Source organism: Massilia orientalis, assembly GCF_030411975.2.
Classification (GTDB): Bacteria; Pseudomonadota; Gammaproteobacteria; order Burkholderiales; family Burkholderiaceae_D; genus Telluria; species Telluria orientalis.
Genome location: NZ_JASNRB020000017.1, coordinates 58,674 through 78,652 on the forward strand (window position 1 = coordinate 58,674; position 19,979 = coordinate 78,652).

Below are 19,979 nucleotides of genomic sequence, written 5' to 3' on the forward strand. Positions count from 1 at the left end.
TCGCTGTTACCGCTATCGGCGCCGACCAGCGAATTTAACCTCTGCCAAGCCCTTAATTGTTAGCAATTTTGCAAACACACCGCCCGATTTTGGTGCATCCGCCAGTTGGCCGGCGCGCAGGCCGACTGTTGCGGAAGTGACATACAACATGTCCAGGCCGGGGCCGCCGAACGCCGGGCAGGTCGGCTGCGGCGCCGGCAGCGTCAATACGCGGTCGACGGTGCCGTCCGGGGCGAAGCGCACGACCTGCCCCGCGCCCCAGCGCGTGCTCCACAAATAGCCGTCCGCATCGATCGTCGAGCCGTCCGGATCGCCCGGGGCCCCGTCGGCCGCCGCGAATTCGCGCAGGTTAGCCACTGCGCCGGTGTCCGGGTCGTAGTCGCAGCAACGGATCTCGCGCGTGCCGGAGTCCGCGTAATACATCGTGCGGCCGTCCGGGCTGAAGCAGATGCTGTTGGCGATGGCGACGCCGCCCAGCGGCAGGCGCTCCAGCGACAGGTCGTGGTTCAGCCGGTAGAAGCCGCCGATGGGATTCTTCGGGTTCTCGGCCTGGTTGAACACGCCGAACACGAAGCGGCCCTGGCGGTCGGTGCGGCCGTCGTTGAGACGCGTGGTGGGCAGTTCTGCCTCGACGTCGCAGATGCGGTCGAGGTCTCCGCTGGCGAGATCGAAGAACGCGAGGCCGGAGGCGAGGCCCAGCAGCAGGCGGCCGTCGTCGTGCGTCAGCGCCATCGAGCACAGGCGCTCGGGCAGCGGCCAGCGCTGCAACGCGCCTGTCGCGGGGGCGTGCGACCACAGTTCGCTGCTTTCGATATCGGTCCAGAACAGGCGCGCGCCCTTGTCGTCCCAGATGATGCCCTCGCCGAGTACATTTCGGCCATCCACCGCCAGTTCCATCATGTAGCGTCTCTCCTGATTGACTTATTGCGCCACCGAGAAGCGGAAGCGCGATTCCGTTTCATAGACCTCGCCCGGACGCAGGATCGTGTTCGGGTACGTCGGCTGGTTCGGCGAATCCGGGTAGTGTTCCGGCTCGATGCAGAAGCCGCTGCGGAAAATCCAGGGATGGCCCTTGCCGCTCAGCGAGCCGTCGAGGAAGTTACCGCTGTAGAACTGCACGCCCGGTTCCTGCGTGAACAGTTCGAGCACGCGGCCCGTCGTGGGCTCGAACACGTGGACGGCGCGCTTCAGGCCCTTGTCGCCCAGGTGCTTGTTCAGCACCCAGCAATGGTCGTAGCCGGTGCCGTGGCGCAGTTGCTTGTCCGGTTGCGTGATGCGCTCGCCGATCGCGCGCGGCTTGCGGAAATCGAACGGCGTGCCCGTCACGGGGGCCAGTTCGCCGAACGGGATGGATTCCGCATCGATGGGCACGAATTTATCCGCGTCGATCGTGATCTCGTGGGCGAGGATGTCGCCCTGCCCTGCTCCGGCCAGGTTGAAATAGCTGTGCTGGGTGAGGTTGACGGGGGTCGGCTGGTCGGTGACGGCGTGGAAGCGCACGACGATCTCGTTGTCGTCGGTCAGCACATACGTGGCGGTGGCGTCGAGGTTGCCGGGATAGCCCTGCTCGCCGTCCGGGCTGTGGTAGCGCAGGACGAGGCTGTCGCCTTCGGCAGCGGCCGTCCACAGCACCTTGTCGTAGCCCGGGTCGCCGCCATGCAGGTGGTTGTTGCCGTTGTTGGTCGTCAGCTGGACCTCCTTGCCGTCGAGCGTGAAGCGGCCCTTGCCGATGCGGTTGCCGTAGCGGCCGATCAGCGCGCCGAAATACGGGCTGTCCTTGACATAGGGCCCGAGCGTTTCGAAGCCGAGCGCGACGTCGGCAAAGACGCCATCGCGGTCCGGGACGTGGATCTCGGTGATGATGCCGCCGAAGTCCAGCACCTTGACGACCATGCCGTTATTGTTCTTGAGCGTGTACTGGTTGACTTGCCGACCGTCGGGCAAGGTCCCGAACGGCGCTTGGGTAATTCCGTTTTGCACGTTGTTATTCCTCAGAGGGTAGATGGCCGCCCGAATACCGGCATGCCGTTCTCGTCCCAACGCAGCGGTTTGACGAAGGTATGGCGGTCCGGGTTCCACAACGGATCGCCGACGATTTCCGTATAAGTGCGCGCGTGGTAGACGAGCATGACGGTGTCGCCATCTTCAGCATAGGTAAAGCTGTTGTGGCCGGGTCCGTAGATGCCGTGATCGTAGCATGTACGGAACACGGGCTCGCGCGACTTTGTCCATACGGCCGGATCGAGCAGGTCCGCATTCTCGTCGGCCCACAGCAGGCCCATCGCGTAATTCTCGTCGGTGGCGCTGGCGGAATACGAGATGAAGATCTTGCCGTTGCGGCGCAGGACGGACGGGCCTTCGTTGACCCAGAAGCCGCGGATCTCCCAATCGTGTTCGGGCTTCGACAGCAGCACGGGCTTGCCTTCGATCTGCCACGGCGTCTTCATCTTCGCGATGTACAGGTTCGAATTGCCTTCGATCTCCTTGTCCTTCTGCGCCCACAGGTAGTACAGCTGGCCGTTGTGGTTGAACGTGGTCGCGTCCAGGCAGAACGTGTCGATGCCCGTGTCGACCTGGCCCATGAATTCCCACGTGCCTTCGAGCGGATTCGCGTTGGTATTGCGGATCGCGTACATGCGGTGCTGGAACAGCTTGTACTTGATCTCGCGGCTCGGCGCGGCGGCGAAATAGACGTACCACGCGCCCATGTTGAAGTGCAGTTCGGGCGCCCAGATCAGCTCGCTGTACGGGCCCGTGTCCGGCTTGATCCACGCGTCGACGGTGGGCGCGGCGGCCAGTTCCGCGATCGTCTTCGCGCGGCGCAGCTCGATGCGGTCGTATTGCGGGACCGAGGCGGTGAAGTAGTAATAGCCGTCCGTGTGCTTGTAGATGTACGGGTCGGCGCGTTGTTCGATGAGGGGTTTCAGTACGGTGTCTTGCATGATGTTTTCTCAGAGTTTGCTTCAAGACCGTCGTTCCCGCAAAGGAGGGAACCCAAGTTTTGCGGCCTGGCCGAGGAACTTGGGTCCCTGCCTGCGCAGGGACGACGTCGGTTAAGTCGCCTGGCTCGCCCGCAAATCTTCCTTGACGGTAGAGTAATACTCATCGCTGATACGGTACTTGAACATCAGCGCGCCCATCAGAAAATGGAAGAAGCCGGGAATGACGGACAGCATCAGCGCGATGCCTTGCAGCGCCAGCGCGCTCTGTTCCTGGTTCGGCTGGTAATGGAAATAGTTCAGCAGCAGGCCCACCATGCCGCCCGCGAGTCCCATGCCCGCCTTCTGCGCGACCGAGATGCCGCCGAACGCGAAGCCCGATACGCGCTTGCCCGTTTTCACTTGACCATAGTCGATGGTCTCAGCGATCGCGGACCAGAACACCGGCGCGTGCAGGTCGACGACGAGCGACAGCAGGAAGTACAGGAAGAAAGCCAGCGCCGTGTCGCCCGGCTTGACCAGGAAATAGATCATCACGGACAGCACCGCCACCATCAGCTGCGTGTAGCGGAACAGTTTGACCTTGCAATAGAACTTGGTCACCCACGTCGACACGACCATCGCGATGATCGCTGCCGCGACGCCCGTCGACAGGAAGGCGGACACGGTCTCCGTGTCGCCGTGCAGATAATACTTGGCGTAATAGATCGCGACGGAGCCGCGGATCACGTAGCCGATGGTGCCCGTCACGCAGACCGCGCACAGGATCAGCCACTGATCGTTCCGGGCCAGCACCGCGATCTGTTCCAGCAGCGGCTGGCGCTTCGTTTTATAGACGACGCGTTCGGTCGTCGTGAAGAACGTGAACAGGAACAGCACGACGCCCAGCACCGCCATCAGGGCCATCGCCGCCTGGTAGCCGGCGGCCTGGTTGCCGTGGCCCCAGCGCTGCGCGAGGATCGGCACGACGATCGTGACCATGAACGCGCCGACCTTCGCGAGGAACAGCCGGTAGCCGTTGGCCGACAGGCGCTCCTGCGGGTCGCTCGTCAGGCCGCTGATCAGCGAGATGTACGGCACGCCCACGCCCGACGTCATCAGCGTCATGATGACGTAGGTGGAATAGGCCCACACGAGCTTGGCGTCGTAATTCCAGTCCGGCGTGCTGAACACGGCGTACACGGACAGGCCGTACGGGATCGCGAGGAACAGGAAATACGGCCGATAGCGGCCCCAGCGGGACAGGAAACTGTCCGTCATCTGGCCGACGACCAGGTCGGACATCGCGCCCACGATCTTGACGAGCACGAACAGCAGCGCGAGGTCGGTCGTCTTGAGTCCATAGACGTCCGTGTAGAAGAAAGTGATGATCAGCATCATCGATGAGATCACCACGTTGAGCGCCATGTCGCCGGCGCCGAAGCCGACTTTTTCGAGCGTGGAGAGTTTCTGGGTGTGCATACGGACCTCTTTCCAAACGACGAAGGTGCTACCCGGATTCGTTCCGCGCAGCACCCTGATTATTGCCTAGTGATTAGAAACCTGAATCAGTGTTTCCAACGGAGGGCAAAGCCCACGATTCTGTCGTAACGGCCCGATGCAAAGGTGCGGGCGGCGGGCGCGAAACGGCCCGATGCGGAGGGTTCCATATCGTCTCCAATTTCCATATAAGTATTGTTATGTTTTCGAAGCCCTGAACGGCTTCTGAACTGGCATGCTCATCGGTAATGTTAGGCGCAACATCGAGAACGATCCAATCAATTTTTCCGCAACTTCGATATCGTTTTTTATATGTGTAGGCGCGGATCGGGCAGTATGACAACGATTTCACGTGGCACAATGCGAGGTATCCTCACTTTTGACAATTTCATGCAGGCGACCTTTTCCACGTTCCGCGACCTCATCCTGGACACCGATCCCGACCTCGCGACCACGCCCGCCCAGATCCCGGCCGGCTTCCTGCTGGCGCGCGCGGGCACCATCAGCGCGCACTACATCCCGTTCGATTACGTGAACCACGGGGCGCGGCTCGTCCTTGTCGGCATCTCGCCCGGCTTCGTGCAATGGAAGAACGCCGTGCGCGAGGCGCGGCGCCTGCTGGCGCAAGGTGCCGCGCAGGACGAGGTGCTGAAGGCGGCCAAGTACACCGGCGCGTTTTCCGGGGCGATCCGGCCGAACCTCGTCGCCCTGCTCGACCACGTGGGCCTGCAGCGCTGGCTCGGCATCGCCAGTTGCGCGTCGCTGTTCGGCGCGCACGCGCACCTGATGCACGTGACGGCCGTGCTGCGCCACCCCGTGTTCGTCAAGGACAAGAACTACAACGGCGCGGCGCCGAACATGCTGACGACGCCGCTGCTGCAGGCCCAGCTGCTCGACTATTTCGCGGCCGAAGCGGCGTCGCTGCCCGATGCGGTGTACGTGCCGCTGGGCCCGAAAGTCGGCCTCGCGCTCGACTGGCTCGCGGCGCGCGGCGTGCTGGATGCGGACCGGATCCTGCACGGCATCCCGCACCCGTCCGGCGCCAACGCCGAGCGCATCGCGTACTTCCTCGGCCGCAAGGACAAGGCCGCGCTGTCGCGCCAGACGAACGGCGCGCAGATCGATGCGGACCGGCTGGCGCTACGGGCGAAAATGGCGGCGCTTGGCGTGGATTGAACCGGTCCCATCCCATAGGCAACAACCTGCGGACGCCGCTGTCTTTCGTGCTGCATGCCGGCCTCAGGCGGCGTTACACTGGTAACGTCCAGCGCCAAGGTAGACGATCATGCAGAATTGTTCTCCCGAAGAAGTCCGCTCCCTCCTCGACAAGATCGAACAGTTGCCGGTGCCGTTCTTCAAGCGACTGATCGAGGCGAGCAACACGGGCATCATCATTTCCGACGCGAGCCTGCCGGACAATCCCATCGCCTACGTCAACCCCGCGTTCGAACGGATGACGGGTTACGCGCTGTACGAAGTCGTCGGCCGCAACTGCCGCTTCCTGCAGCGCGACGACCGCGACCAGCCCGAGATCGCGCTGATCCGCCACTGCGTCGAGCGCGCCGAGATCTGCACCGCGCTGCTGCGCAACTACCGCAAGGACGGCACCCCGTTCTGGTGCCGCATGCACCTGTTTCCCGTGCGCGAGAACGGGGACACGCCCACCCACTTCGTCGCCTTCCTGCAGGACGTGACGGAAGTCGTCGAAGCCGAGCAGGCCGCCGTGCAGGCGCGCGAACGCCTGAGCACCGTCCTGGAGAGCATCTCCGACGGCTGCGTGTCGCTCGACCGCGAGTGGCGCTTCACGTACGTCAACGCGCGCGGCGCGGCCTGGATCGACCGTCGCCCGGAAGACCTGGTCGGCAAGAACATGTGGACTGAGTTCCCGGAAGCCGTCGGCGGCCCGTTCTACGACGCCTACCAGCACGCGATGCACGACCGCGAAGTCGCCCGTTGCGAGAACTTCTACGCGCCGCTGGGCATCTGGCTCGAATTGCGCGTGTACCCGTCGCGCGAAGGCGTCACCGCGTTCTTCGCCGACGTCACCGAGCGCAAGGAAGCGGAGACGCGGCTGCTGCACCTGGCCACGCACGACAGCCTGACGGGCCTGCACAACCGCCTCAGTTGCCTGCGCGCGCTCGACGAGGCGCTGGCACGTTCGGTCGAGGACGAGCGCCCGGTCGGCGTCCTGTTCGTCGACCTCGACCACTTCAAGGAAGTCAACGACGCCCATGGCCACCGCGCGGGCGACATGGCCTTGCAGGAAATCGGACGGCGCCTGGGCAGCCTCGCCGGCGCCGGCATCACGGTCGCGCGCATCAGCGGCGACGAGTTCGTGGTCGTCCTCGAAGGCATGAACGCCGATGGCGCGAAGGGTGTGGCCGCGGCCGTGCTGCAGCACCTCGCGACGCCCATCGCCGTCGACGGCCATTACGTGACGGTGGGCGGCAGCATCGGCATCGCGATCGGCAACGGCCGCGAGTATTCGGCCGACGAGCTGCTCAACAACGCGGACGCCGCGATGTACGAGGCCAAGGACAATGGCCGCCACACATACGCCATCTTCTCGACGGCCGCGCGCCACCTGCTCAAGCAGCGCCTGGAACTGCGCCAGGACGTGTTCTCCGCCCTCGAACGCCGCCAGTTCGTGCTGTTCTACCAGCCGCAGGTGAGCGCCGTGAACGGCGCCGTCGTCGGTGCGGAGGCGCTGCTGCGCTGGCAACATCCGCGCCTCGGGCTGCTCGCCCCCGACCTGTTCCTGCCGATGCTGGAAGGCTCGCCCGCCATCACGGCCGTCGGCGCCTGGGTGTGCGAAGAAGCGTGCCGCCAGGCGCGCGAATGGGAATTGCTGGGCTACCGGCTGCGCATGGCGGTGAACGTCTCGCCGCGCCAGCTGACGGACGAAAACCTGCCGCCGCTGCTGAAGAACCTCGTCAACCGCTACGACCTGGACCCCGAGTGCATCAAGCTGGAAGTCACCGAGAGCATGCTGATGCAGGACATCGACAAGGCGGCGGCGGTGCTGCGCTCACTGCAGCGCGACGGTTTCCGCATCGCGCTCGACGACTTCGGCACCGGCTATTCGAACCTGTCGTACCTGCGCACCTTGCCGATCACCGCGATCAAGATCGACCGCTCGTTCGTGCGCGAGATCGAGCAGGACCGGCGCTGCCTGGACATCGTCAACGGTGTCATCGCCTTCGCCAAGTCGCTCAAGCTGGACGTGATCTGCGAGGGGATCGAGACGGAGCTGCAGAAGGAAGCGATCCGCTCGACCGGATGCGACGTGTTGCAGGGCTATTTGATCGGCAAGCCGATGCGGTCGGACGATTTCCGGGCGCTGCTGCTGGCGCAGACCGCGGCGCCAAACCAGGCCGGTCCAGGATGTAAGCCCTAGGACCATGAAAAAGGGCGTTGCGGGTATGAACCGAGCAACGCCCTGTCCGGCTGGCGGGGTCGTTCGACCCCAGGGTCTTACAACTTCCAGCGCAGGCCAACCGCGACCGAACGTCCAATCTGGAGCGTACCGAAATTGGTCAGCTGCGCGTTACCCGCGGTACCGAAGTGGTAATAGGCCTGCTGCACTTCGTTGGTCAGGTTGACACCACTGATGTCGAGCGTCGTGTTGTCGTTGATCTTGTAGGAGATCTGCATGTCCACGCTCTTCTCCGGATGACGCCAGATACCGATCGGATTGGCAAACAACGCGGCTTCGTTGCTGGCCAGGAAGCCGGAGCGCCAGACCTGCGACAGGCGCGCGCTGACCGGGCCTTTTTCGTACGCCAGCGTGGCGTTGTAGGACTTGTTGGACACGCCGAAGAACGGTGTCTCGAGCTGCGAGACGATGTCGCCGGCATCATTAACCTCGGGCACGTTCTGCGACGAGGTGAGGCGCGTATAGCTGGCCTGGATGCCGAAGCCGTCCAGCGCGCTCGGCAGCCACTTCGGGAAGTAGATCAAGCCGAGTTCGGCGCCCTTCATGGTGCCGTTCGAGGCGTTGGTCGGCGAGTTGATGACGTAGTCATAGCCGTTCGTATGGTCGCCACCCGAGGTCGAGTTGCGGAACGGATCGTTCGCCGGATCGACGTGGACCTTGCGACGCAGGGGCACGACCAGGCCGTCGATCTTGCGCTTGAACAGCGTGCCGTAGAGTGCACTGTCCTTCTGGAAATACCACTCAGCCGTCAGGTCGAGGTTCTTGGACTGCGTCGGTTTCAGGTCGGGATTGCCGCCGCTGCCCGAGCCGTAACCCACCTTCGACACGTCGTCGGCGAGTTGATAGACAGGATTCAAATCACCGAAGCCCGGGCGGCGCAGGGTTTCGCCATAGTTGAAGCGCAGCACGACGTCCTTGGTCGGATCGTAAATCAGGGTCATGCTCGGCAGCAGCTTGCTGGTCGACTTGCTGGCGCCGGTCGCGGTGACCGCCTTCGTGGTGGGATCGACCTTGTAGAAGCTCATGTCGGTCTTGACCTTGACGTAGCGCACGCCGAAATTGCCGCGCAGGCGATGGCCGAACAGGTCGTTCTGGGTATTCCCCATCAGGAAGAGGTTGGTCGTCTTTTCATCGACATCGAACGTCTTCTGCAGGCGCAGCTGGTCCGTCGTCTGGAAGTTCGCATCGACCGAGTTGTAGAGCTTGCGCCAGTCATCGATATGATCGCGGATGTAGTAGGCATTGGGCTCCACCCACGAGCGCGGAACGTCCGAGATCGCCGTACCGAAGCTCGAGTTGACGATGGAATACTCCGGCCCCAGCGAGGCGAGGTTGCGGTTCAAGGCGGCCGATTGCGTCCGGTTGGCTTCCGACGCCTTGCGGTCGTCGAAGCGTGCACCGAACTGGATCGTCTGCAGCGCGCCCCAGTCGGCATCGAAGACGCCCGCCAGGCTGGCCGTCGCGGCGCTGCCCTTGTTGCGGTTGGCGTTATCGAAGAACTGCGCGACATTCCACTTGCTCGGGTCGGTCAGGTCGGCATCGTTGTTGAAATGGAACGCCGTGTTGTTGTTGCCGTCATTGAACTTGACGTTGATGGACGGTGCGACCCGATCGATCCGGGTGGCCGTGAATTCCGAGTGATACGTACTCGTCTGGTATGACACGTCACCTTCCAGCTTCAGGCGGTCGCCAAGGTCCCATTTGCCGTTCAGGGCATACACGTAGGAATCGGTTGCCGAGGTGGTGTAGTCGCCGCTGTTGAAGCCATAGACGTTGTTGACCGTACGGCTCTGGATGATGTTGGTTCCCGGGAACGTCGTGATCGAGCCCGCAGGATTGCTGCCGAGATCACCCCACCAGTCGACAAAGCTGAACAGCAACTTGTTGAAGGCCTTGTTACGATAACCGTTGTACATCGATTCGAAGGTGTAGACCGAATCGCTGTTCGGTTTCCACTGCAAGGCGATATTGGCCGAAGGACGTTCCCGCTCGCCCTGAAGGTCGCTCTGGAAAACGGCGTCGCGCGACAGGTAGTACGGATACGCCTTGCCGTTGAAATCCAGCGTCGAACCCGCCGCGGTCGGCAAACCGGTACGCGTACCGGGCGTCCAGACACTGTTGTCGAAGATGCGCTGCAAGGGCGTATAACCTGCGGGATCTTCTGCGGCATTGGGGCTGGCGAACGGTACCATCGCACCCGGCGTCACGCTTTCATTGCGGTATTTCGTCTTGGTATCCGACAGATTGACCAGGGCACCGAATTCGCCGTAGCCGGTTTGCCAGCGGTTGCTCAACATGCCGCTGAGCTGCGGGTTCCCCTTTTTCGCGGGATCGAGATAGGTTTCACGCGCCGACAGCGAAATTTTCGAACCCTTGAAATCGAACGGCCGCAGCGACTTGACGTCGACCTGGCCGGCGATCCCGGTTTCCAGCTGGCTGGCGTCGCGCGTCTTGTAGACGTCGATCTGGCGCACCAGGGTCGACGGAATGTCCTGCAGCGCGACCTGCGTGCCGGAGGCGGTAAAAATGGTGCGGCCGTTCCAGGTGGTCTGCACGTCGGGCATGCCGCGGATGGACAGGGTGCCGACTTCGCCGCCGGCGCGGTCGGTGACCTGAATGCCCGTCACGCGCTGCAGCGCTTCGACGACATTGTTATCTGGCAGCTTGCCGATGTCGTCGGCAACGACCGATTCCACGACCTGGTCGTTGGTGCGCTTGATCGCCAGGCTCTTGATCAGCGAGGCCTTGACGCCGGTGACCACCACGGTCTCGACCGGCTCTGTCTTTTCGGGGGCCGCTTGCGCCCATACCGAGGCGCTGGTGAGCAGGCCGGCGCCCATCAACGCAGTCACGGACACCTTCAGGGCCAAAGGACGTGCAGATAATTGCGATTTCATACGTCTCCTGTGTTTCTAGTTATAGAAATATTGACTTCTCAACTGGCATGTTTTGAATGTTAGAGACCCGGCAATGATCGATCCAATGATTTTTTCTGGCTTTCCCATATCGGTTTTGATATCAAACCAAACTTAGTGACAACAAATTGGGACTCGATTTTGCGCGCGATCAAATGGCGCAGAAAGCTGTTTCCCATAGGGAAAACGTAGTGGAATGGGCGGGAAAGCGGAGACGATCAGCCGTACATGCGGGGGCGATCACGAGGCGGCACAGGAAATGCCGCCATCAGGAAAGGACAGGTCAGAACGTAGCGGATCAGCAACAAAGATGTTCTTGCGGATCCGTGAAGCAAGTCAAATCAACTCGTGCGGCCGGGCCGTCCAGGCCGCGCCGGCGGTCTTTTCCACCTGCCGCTTGAACGCATGCAGGCTCACCACCATCAGCACGATCGGCACGAGCGTCAGGTAGAACGCGAAGTGCCCGTTCACGTGCCCGAACACATACCCCGTGATCAGCGACCCCGTGGTGCCGCCGAGGGCCGAGAAAATCACGAGCAGGCCCGTCATCGGTGCGTGCTGGTGGCGCGGCAGGGAACTCAGCATCACGGAATTGATGCCCGGGTAGATCGGCGCCATGAACAGGCCGATGAGCGGGAACAGGAAAGCGGCGACAGGTGCCGTCGACCACGTCACGTTCGGATCGTGATTGACGCCGTGCGTGAGCGGCAGCGTAAGAAGAACCGTCGCGCCCATCGCCAGCATGCACGCGGTCAGCACGGGATACCAGTTCAGGCGGCGCATCACGACGCCGGCCAGCAGGCGTCCCACCGCGAGGCAGCCCGCGAAGATGCTCGTCACCTGCACGCTCATCGTGGCGGGCAGCATCAGGATCTCGTTGTTGAACGTGGGGAGCCAGGAACCGATCGCCTGCTCGACGAGGACGGACAGGAACGCCGTCAGCACGAACACGTACACGAGCGGCCGCACGAACAGGCGCAGCATCTGCAGGAAGTCGGCCGCCGGCCCGCGGCTGTCCGGCGGCGCGGCGCCGACTTCGTCGAAGGTCGTCGCCAGCACGAGCGCAAACGTGGCCGCGCACAGGACGGACAACAGCCAGTAGACGTTCAGCCAGCTCGTCGACGCGGGATGCTCGGCATCGATGAAGAAGCCGAAGATCCAGTACGCCGACAGCACGCCGACCATGAAGAAGCCCTCCAGCATGTTCGTGATGCCCGCATGGTGCTTGCGGTCGCGCGCGACGAGGCCAATGGTCGAGTACACGGACACCTTCACCAGCGCGAATGCGACGCCCACGCACAGGAACAGCAGTTTCGCCGTCGCGAAGGCCGGGATCAGCGGCATCGCGAGCGTGGCGGCGGCGACGATCGCCAGCGCCACCAGCATCGCCTTCTTGTAGCCGAAGCGCGGCAGGATCGACGCGACGAAGAACGACACGATCGCGATCGGCAGGTCCTTGAACCCTTCCAGCACGCTCGCCGCGCCCTTGTCGACGCCGTAGGTGTGAATGACCTGCAGGATCACCGTCCCCACGCTGTTGAGCAGGATGGCGAACACGAAATAAATCATGAACAGGGCGAGCAGGATGCGTCGTTGGTTCATGTTGTCTCCAGTTTTATAGTGGTTTTTTTAGTAGTCCTGCAGCCGGAACGCTTCCATCGACGGTATCACACGGTCGGCGCGATGCAGCACGTCCGGACTGCCGACACCGACGGCGAACATGCCCGCATCCTTGATCGACGCGACGCCCGCCGCGGCATCTTCCACGCCGAGGCAATCCCCGGGATCGACGCCCAGGTGCGCGGCCGCGGTGAGGAAAATCTCGGGATCGGGCTTGCCGTTGACGATGGTCGCGGCGTCGACGACGTCGTCGAAGCGGTCGCGGATGCCCAGGCGGTCCAGCACCGTGAACGCGTTGCGGCTGACCGACGCGAGGCCGATATGGAGTCCGGCCGCGCGCACCTCTTCCAGCGCGCGCAGGGCGCCCGGCAGCAAATCGTCCGGGGTCATCGTCGCGATCAGTTCCTGGTAATGCGTGTTCTTCGCATCGGCCAGCGCGCGCTTGTCCTCGGGCGTGTACGTGCGCGGTGCGCGCGCGAGGATCAGGTCCAGGGACCCCATGCGGTCGACGCCCTTCAGTTGTTCGTTGAACGCTTCGTCGAAGGGCGCATCGACGCTGTCCGCGAGGCGCTTCCACGCCAGGTAGTGGTAGTGCGCCGTGTCGGTGATGACGCCGTCGAGGTCGAAGATGACGGCTTTGAATCGTGAAGTCATTGTGGGTTCTCCATGCGGATGTGGGCGCGCTGCGCGTCCAGGGCGATCGTGGTGCCGGCGTGCGCGAAGGTGAGGCTGGCGCCGCGCAGCAGGCGGTAGTCGGTGCCGGTGCCGTCGACCGCGACTTCCAGCAGCGCACCGCGCACCTGCGCCTTGAAGCGGTAGCCCGTCCACCGGTCGGGAAGCGTCGGCGCGAAGCGCAGGCCCGCGTCGTCGAGACGCATGCCGGCGAAGCCGTAGGCGACGCCGAGCCACGTGCCGGCCATCGCGGCCGTGTGTACGCCGTACTGCGTGTTCGCGTGCGTGTTGTCGAGGTCCAGGCGCGCCGTCTCCATGAAGTAGCCGTACGCCTTGTCGCGGTAGCCGATCTCGCTCGCGACGATGCTGAAGATGCACGAGGACAGCGAGGAATCGTGCGTCGTCACGCCCTCATAGAAATCGAAGTCGCGGCGCTTGTCGTCGAGCGAGAACTGGTTCGACAGCAGCAGCAGCGCCAGCACGACGTCGGCCTGCTTGCACACTTGGTGGCGATAAATCACCAGCGGGTGGTAGTGCAGCAGCAACGGGTAATTCTCCTTCGGCGTGTTCGCGAAATCCCACGGTTTCTTGGACAGGAAGCTGTCGTCCTGCTCGTGGATGCCGAGCGCGTCGTCGTACGGCAGGCGCATCGCGGCGCTGGCCGCGCGCCAAGCCTGGATCTCGGCGTCCTCGAGGCCGATGGCGTGCGCCACGCGCGCGTAGTCGGCTGGACGCTCGGCACGCAGGCGCTCGGCGACGTCCGCCGCGAACGTCATGTGCATGCGCGCCATTGCGTTCGTGTAGTAGTTGTTGTTGACGATGGCCGTGTATTCGTCCGGTCCCGTCACCGCGTTGATGCAGAAGCGGTGCGCGCGGTCGTAGCTGCCGATGCCCGTCCAGATGCGCGCCGTTTCCAGCACGATCTCGGCGCCCTGCTCCGCCATGAAGTCGAAGTCGCCGGTCGCCAGCAGGTATAAACGGATCGAGTACGCGACGTCCGCGTTGATGTGGTATTGCGCCGTCCCGGCCGGGAAGTAGGCCGAGCATTCCTCGCCCGCGATCGTGCGCCACGGGTACAGCGCGCCTTTCGCATGCGCCATCTGGCGGGCGCGCTCGCGTGCCTTCGGCAGGCCGTTGTAGCGGTACTGCAGCAGCGCGCGCGCGATCTCGGGACGCGAGTACAGGAAGAACGGGAAGACATAGATTTCCGTGTCCCAGAAATAGTGGCCTTCGTAGCCTTCGCCGGTCACGCCCTTGGCCGCGATATTCGTCTTGCCGTCGCGGCCGACCGATTGCAGCAGGTGGAACTGGTTGAAGTGCACGCCCTGCTGCAGGGCGTCGTCGCCGGCGATGGCCACGTCGGCGTCTTCCCAGAAGCGCGCGAGGTACCCGGCCTGTTCGCGCGCCAGCGCATCGAAGCCGGCGGCGCGGGCCTGCGCCAGCTCGGCGCGCGCGTGCGGGCCGACGGCGTCGGCCGCCATGTCGCGCGAGCTCGCGTAGGCGACGTATTTGTGCACGGTGAACGTGGCGCCCTGCGCGACATCGGCATCGAACGCGTGGCCCAGTCCGACCTGCTCGACGCGGGCGGCGCTGGACGGCACGGCATCCGTCGCCGTGGCCAGCGTAAAACCGCTGTGGCGCGTGCGCTGCAGCAGCAGCACGTCGTGTGCGCCGGGCTCGCTGCCCACCTTGCGCTGCGTCTCGATCAGCGACGCCCCCGTCAGCGCGGAACCGACGCGCGGGTCGTCGCCGGCCTGCAGGTTCGTCACGTCCGCATCGATGTCGGCGACGATGCGCACGGCGCCCGAGAAATTCAGTGGCGTGACGGCGTATTCGATCGCGGCGACGTGCTTGCGGCCGAGGGACACGAGACGGCGGCTGGCGATGCGCACGCGCTTGCCGCTGGCGGTCTCCCATTCGACCGTGCGCTCGAGCAGGCCGGTGCGGAAGTCGAGCGTACGTTCCCACGCGAGCACGTTGCAGGCGTCCAGCGCAAAGCGTTCGCCATCGATGACGGCCGCGATGCGCTTGGCGTTCGGCACGTTCAGCATGAATTCGTTGATGCGGGCGAGGCCGTAGGCGTTTTCCGGATAGCGGATCGCTTCGGTGTCGTGGAAGCCGTTCAGGTACGTGCCTTCCAGGGTGTCGCCCGCGCCGCCGACGGTGCCCTCGTCCGGCGTGCCGCGCATGCCGATCCAGCCATTCCCCAGGGTGAACAGGGTCTCGTGCAGGAAGGCGCGCGAAGACTCCAGCGTATCTTCGCGGATGCGCCACGGCTCGGCCGCCAGTCCGCTATTGTTATCGATGTCATTAGTGTTATCGATGTCATCTTTCACTTCAGTTTCCTCGTCTCGTGCGCGGAGCGCGTTCTTCAAGCTTATGGGTGATGTAGCGTGATCAGGTGTGGCGTACGATCAGCGTGGTCGGCAGCATTTCCGATTGCGCCGGCCGGCCTTCGATCATGGCCAGCATTTTTTTCGCGAGCAGCACGCCGCCGTCGCGCAGGTATTGGTGGACGCTCGTGAGCGGCGGCACGAAGCTGGCGGCGCCCGGCGTGTCGTCGTAGCCGATCACGGAAATATCGTCGGGCACGCGCAGGCCCGCTTCCGTCAGCGCGCGGATGGCGCCCATCGCCAGCAGGTCGCTGGCGGCGAACAGGCCGTCGATGCTGTGGCCGTTCTTCTTTTTCAGGATCGACGTCACGCAGTCGAAGCCCGCTTCGAACGTGAACGCCTTCGGACGCAGGATGTGCACGGTGGCGCGGCCGGACAGCGCGTCGATGAAGCCGGCGCAGCGTTCCTGCACCTCGGCGTGGTCGACGTCGCCGACGAAGATCAGCTTGCGCCGGCCCTGTTCCAGGAAGCGCTCGGCGACGCTGGCGCCGCCCTTGCGGTTGTCGGATCCGACGACCGTGTACGTGGCGCCCTCTTCCGGCGCGCCCCATACGACGAGCGGCAGCGTGGTCTGCTGCAAGGCCTTCACCGCCTCGCCGTGCGAGCCCTGGCCCAGCAGGATCAGGCCGTCGGCGCCCTGTACCGGGGCCGTGTCGAGCAGCTGCTTGGACGTGAGCACGACGCTGTAGCCGGCGGTGGTGAGTTCCTGGGTGATGCCGCCCAGGAGTTCGAGCGGATACGGGTCGGACATCGGCCGGCCCTTCACGGGCGTCATCTCGACGACGACGGCGACGGAATACGACCGGCGCATGCGCAGGTTGCGGGCGCTGATGTTGAAGCGGTAGCCCTGCTCCTGCGCGATCTTGCGGATCTTTTCCCGCGTGTTTTCCGTCACGAGCGGACTGTCGCGCAATGCCCGCGACACCGTGATCGTGGAGACCCCGGCGATCTTCGCCAGGTCTTCCATCGTCACGGCGGTATCGCCGGGCTGGTTTTTTTTCGCTTGCGCCATGTCGTTCGTGAGCAATAGGTCGTGAGAAATAAGCTTGGGGTAGCGGTAACAGATTACTTGAGCGGGATGGATTATGACAGATTTTTTTGTCGTGTCGACAAAAAATGACATCGATAGCATTTCGATTGACATCGATGTCAATCCGATGTTTCAATTGCCGCAGTTTCCTTGTCGAACCATCAATCGCCAGGAAAACCGGGGAGGAGACGCCCCGCAGCCGGTTCCCAATCACAAGAGAGCACAACATGAAAAACACCATGCAGTTCCCGCAACGGTCGGCAGTTGCCCTCGCTGTCCTCGCCCTCGTTGCCCAGTCCCAGGCGGTCGCTCAGGACAATGTCCAGAAAGAAATCCAGCAAGTCGTCGTGACCGGTACGGCATCGGCCTCCGGCACGCGCAAGATCGACACGAGCTTCTCGATCACGACCGCGACCGAAGAACAACTGAAGCAGGCCGCGCCGTCCAGCACGGCCGACGTGCTGAAGATCGTGCCGGGCGTGTATGCCGAAGCGACGGGCGGCCAGTCCGGCGCCAACATCGAAGTGCGCGGCTTCCCGTCGGGCAGCGACTCGCCGTTCGTCTCCGTGCAGATGAACGGCAACCCGATCTTCCCCGTGCCCGTGCTGTCGTTCTTCGAAGGCTCGTCCGCGTTCCGCCTGGATGACACGATCGAGCGCGTGGAAGTGCTGCGCGGCGGTCCGAGCACGATTTACTCGAGCGGCCAGCCGGGCGCCACGATGAACTTCATCATGAAGAAAGGCGGCGACGAGCCGGAAGGCAGCCTGCGCTTCACGACCGGTACCGGCAGCCTGCGCCGCTTCGACGGCGTCTACAGCGGCAAGATCGCCGACGGCTGGTACGGCATGATCGGCGGCTTCTACCGCACGACGAACGGCGTGCGCGACGCCGGCTTCCCGGCCGACGACGGCGGCCAGCTTTCCGCCTCGCTGACCCGCAAGCTGGACCAGGGCGAACTGACGGTCTACGCCCGCTCGACGTCGGACAAGAACGCCTTCTACACGGGCGTGCCGCTGATCTCGTCGAACAACGGCCACACGATCTCGTCGTTCCCCGGCTTCGACCCGCTGCGCGGCACCCTGATGAGCAACGAGATGCGTAACTTCACGGTGGAAGCGGGTCCGGGCAAGACCCTGACGTACGACCTGGGCGACGGCCGCGGCCTCTCGTCGAACCTGGTCGGCGCGGACTTCCAGCAAAAGCTCAACGGCTGGGACGTGTCGAACAAGTTCAACTACTTCAAGGGCGACCTGAACACGATCGCCATGTTCACGGGTAACAACCCGCTGAGCGCGGCCGACTACGTGAGCCAGGCCATCACGTCCGCCAACGGCAATGCGGCCGTGGTCGCGGCAGCAGGCGCGCCGGCTACCAGCGGCGCCATCACCTACACGAACGGCGGCGGGACCGTCGCGGGCAACCAGCAGGTGGTGCAGGCGGGCCTGTGGGCCGTCGAGAAGAAGCTGCGCTCGTTCACGGACGAGTTCCGCGTCTCGAAAGACATCGGCAACGACAACACGATCACCGCCGGCGCTTACATCGCGAACTACTCGTCGCACGACGTCTGGTATCTGGGCAACAGCCACCTGATGACGGCGACGCCGAACGCGCGCCTCATCGACGTCAAGCTGAACAACGGTGCCGTCGTCTCCAGGAACGGCACGGACGGCAACGTGTTCTACGCGCCGATCGCCTCGTACGACGGCCGCAACACGGCGGTGTTCATCGCCGACGAATGGCGCATCAACGACCGCATCAAGGTCGACGCCGGCATGCGCCACGAGAAGCAGCACATCTCGGGCTCGATCTCGAACCTGACCTCGGTCGATCCGGACAACAATGCGCTGACGGTCTACAACAACGGCACGTCGACGCCGAGCGGCAGCTTCACGGGCCTGTCGCGCGACGACACCGCGAACTCGTTCACCGCGGGCGGCCTGTACAAGCTGACCAAGGATTCCAGCGTGTTCGTGCGCGCCAACCAGGGCCACACGTTCATCTACTTCGACGACCTGCGCAACGCCGGCACGCAGGATGTCGTGAACGACCGCAACCGCGTCCCGACGCCGAAAGTCACGCAGTACGAGATCGGCTACAAGACGGCGACGCCGCTGTACAGCGCCTACGTGAACGCATTCTTCACGGACTTCACGGGCATCTCGTTCCAGCAGATCACGACGTCGGGCGTGCTGTATTCGGTGAGCGGCTCGCACGGCAAGGGCGTGGAATTCGAACTGGCCCTCCGTCCGCTCAAGGGCCTGCAACTGCAGCTGACGGGCGACTGGCAGGATTCGACGTACAAGGACAATCCGACCATCGCCGGCAACCAGGTGCAGCGCCAGCCGAAGTTCCAGTACCGCTTCTCGCCGAGCTACCGCCTGCCGATCGGCGACTACGCGCTGCGCTTCTACGGCACCTACTCGCACATCGGCGCGCGCTGGGCGGACCAGCAGAACACCCAGTACCTGCCGTCGTATAACACGCTGGACCTGGGCATCCTGGCCGAGCTCTCCGACAAGCTGGAATTCCGCGTCACGGGCACCAACGTGAACAATTCGCTGGGCCTGACGGAAGGTAACTCGCGCCTCGTCGGCGCCAGCACCGGCCCGATCAACGCCCGTCCGATCTTCGGACGCGCGTGGGAGGCGTCGCTGACCTACCGCTTCTGATGTAACGCTTTACCTCCTCTTCTGCTGTACCCTCTTGGCGGGACTTCGGTCCCGCCCTTTTTATGGCTGCGCGCCCCGGCAATAGGTCCGAGGCAGTTATCGTGCAGGCTGAAAAGTCCGTTGGCTTTCATGAGCATCCATGCTCGTTTGCCAGATTGCGTCGAAGCGTTTTCGCGCGCGTGCGATTTCATCCGGGCTGAGATTTGCAAATTGATTCGTGTTGCCGCCCCATACTGGGTTATCGCTATCGCCGACTTTTTCCGCTACCAGCCGCCAGGCGTAAGCTTCCACAAGATCGTTCTCGTCAAAACTGTGTTTCGCGAGTACAGATGCAGCGCGGCTGAAACCAGCGCCAAAGGCATCGGTCAAATACTGCTTGGCGATGACTTTGGGATCCCCGTTCTTCGGAAACTCGGGATCGGAATAGATGATATTTGCCTCGTTATAATATTGCTCAGCGAGTTGCAGCATGGCATCGCCATCGTGCAGCGTGGCCAGCTTTTTTAACGTCTTCAAATCCATCTCGTAGTATTCGGGAGGCGACCCATATCCAAGGCTTTCCATCTTCTTTTGGCGGGCGTGGATATGAGCGGGTTGCGGTGGTGCGCTCGTTGCATCGGCCTGGCCGAATCGTGCGTCCAACCAGGCCAGCGATCCATGGTCTGTCGAACGTGGTTGCTCGACATTGCGTGGGGCTACCGCTGCGATATCCGCATCGGCAGCGGCGCGTTGCGGCGCGTCCGTCCCATGAAAGAACCATGCGATAAGTGCTACGAACAGGGCGCCTGCACAATAGATTTTCTTTGATGTCATGGCGGTTTGACAC

The 19,979-nt window shown here is 63.5% G+C and carries 13 protein-coding genes; 3 read left to right on the forward strand and 10 right to left on the reverse strand.

What is annotated here, in order from left to right; genetic code table 11:
* Nucleotides 1-12: 12 nt before the first annotated feature.
* From QPK29_RS24305 to QPK29_RS24320, 4 genes are all read right to left on the reverse strand, one after another.
* Nucleotides 13-900, reverse strand: coding sequence for an SMP-30/gluconolactonase/LRE family protein (locus QPK29_RS24305; RefSeq protein ID WP_371768474.1), 888 nt, complete (start codon nt 898-900; stop codon nt 13-15).
* A 21-nt stretch (nt 901-921) separates the two neighbouring features.
* Nucleotides 922-1,980, reverse strand: a complete 1,059-nt coding sequence (locus tag QPK29_RS24310) for an aldose epimerase family protein (protein ID WP_056126357.1) — start codon at nt 1,978-1,980, stop codon at nt 922-924.
* Nucleotides 1,981-1,991: 11 nt separating this feature from the next.
* Nucleotides 1,992-2,942: a glycoside hydrolase family 43 protein gene (locus tag QPK29_RS24315; protein WP_371768475.1), complete on the reverse strand. Its 951-nt coding sequence runs from the start codon at nt 2,940-2,942 to the stop codon at nt 1,992-1,994.
* A gap of 111 nt (nt 2,943-3,053) precedes the next feature.
* On the reverse strand, nt 3,054-4,400 hold the full coding sequence (locus QPK29_RS24320) for an MFS transporter (RefSeq protein WP_371768476.1): 1,347 nt from the start codon (nt 4,398-4,400) through the stop codon (nt 3,054-3,056).
* Nucleotides 4,401-4,808: 408 nt separating this feature from the next.
* Between QPK29_RS24320 and QPK29_RS24325 the strand changes: the two genes are divergently transcribed.
* Complete coding sequence (locus QPK29_RS24325) at nt 4,809-5,594, forward strand: hypothetical protein (protein ID WP_056126351.1); 786 nt, start codon at nt 4,809-4,811, stop codon at nt 5,592-5,594.
* Between the two features lie 109 nt (nt 5,595-5,703).
* Nucleotides 5,704-7,815: an EAL domain-containing protein gene (locus QPK29_RS24330; RefSeq protein ID WP_371768477.1), complete on the forward strand. Its 2,112-nt coding sequence runs from the start codon at nt 5,704-5,706 to the stop codon at nt 7,813-7,815.
* A gap of 77 nt (nt 7,816-7,892) precedes the next feature.
* Here QPK29_RS24330 and QPK29_RS24335 read toward each other — a convergent pair whose 3' ends face one another.
* The 5 genes from QPK29_RS24335 to QPK29_RS24355 all read right to left on the reverse strand — a co-directional run bounded on the left by QPK29_RS24335 (nt 7,893) and on the right by QPK29_RS24355 (nt 16,466).
* Complete coding sequence (locus QPK29_RS24335) at nt 7,893-10,751, reverse strand: TonB-dependent receptor (RefSeq protein ID WP_160410579.1); 2,859 nt, start codon at nt 10,749-10,751, stop codon at nt 7,893-7,895.
* Nucleotides 10,752-11,105: 354 nt separating this feature from the next.
* Nucleotides 11,106-12,371, reverse strand: coding sequence for an MFS transporter (locus tag QPK29_RS24340; RefSeq protein WP_371768478.1), 1,266 nt, complete (start codon nt 12,369-12,371; stop codon nt 11,106-11,108).
* Between the two features lie 27 nt (nt 12,372-12,398).
* Nucleotides 12,399-13,043: a beta-phosphoglucomutase gene (gene pgmB, locus QPK29_RS24345; RefSeq protein WP_371768479.1), complete on the reverse strand. Its 645-nt coding sequence runs from the start codon at nt 13,041-13,043 to the stop codon at nt 12,399-12,401.
* Nucleotides 13,040-15,397, reverse strand: coding sequence for a glycoside hydrolase family 65 protein (locus tag QPK29_RS24350; protein ID WP_371768480.1), 2,358 nt, complete (start codon nt 15,395-15,397; stop codon nt 13,040-13,042). Before QPK29_RS24350 ends, pgmB begins: the two co-directional genes overlap by 4 nt.
* 61 nt (nt 15,398-15,458) lie before the next feature.
* Nucleotides 15,459-16,466: a LacI family DNA-binding transcriptional regulator gene (locus tag QPK29_RS24355; RefSeq protein WP_160410582.1), complete on the reverse strand. Its 1,008-nt coding sequence runs from the start codon at nt 16,464-16,466 to the stop codon at nt 15,459-15,461.
* Between the two features lie 245 nt (nt 16,467-16,711).
* On the opposite strand from QPK29_RS24355, the gene QPK29_RS24360 reads away from it, so the two are divergent.
* Entirely contained in the window at nt 16,712-19,153 is a 2,442-nt protein-coding gene (locus tag QPK29_RS24360; RefSeq protein WP_371768481.1) for a TonB-dependent receptor, read from the forward strand.
* 96 nt (nt 19,154-19,249) lie between these two features.
* Here the strand turns inward: QPK29_RS24360 and QPK29_RS24365 are convergent, their stop codons facing one another.
* Complete coding sequence (locus QPK29_RS24365) at nt 19,250-19,966, reverse strand: hypothetical protein (protein WP_371768482.1); 717 nt, start codon at nt 19,964-19,966, stop codon at nt 19,250-19,252.
* Nucleotides 19,967-19,979 lie beyond the last annotated feature (13 nt).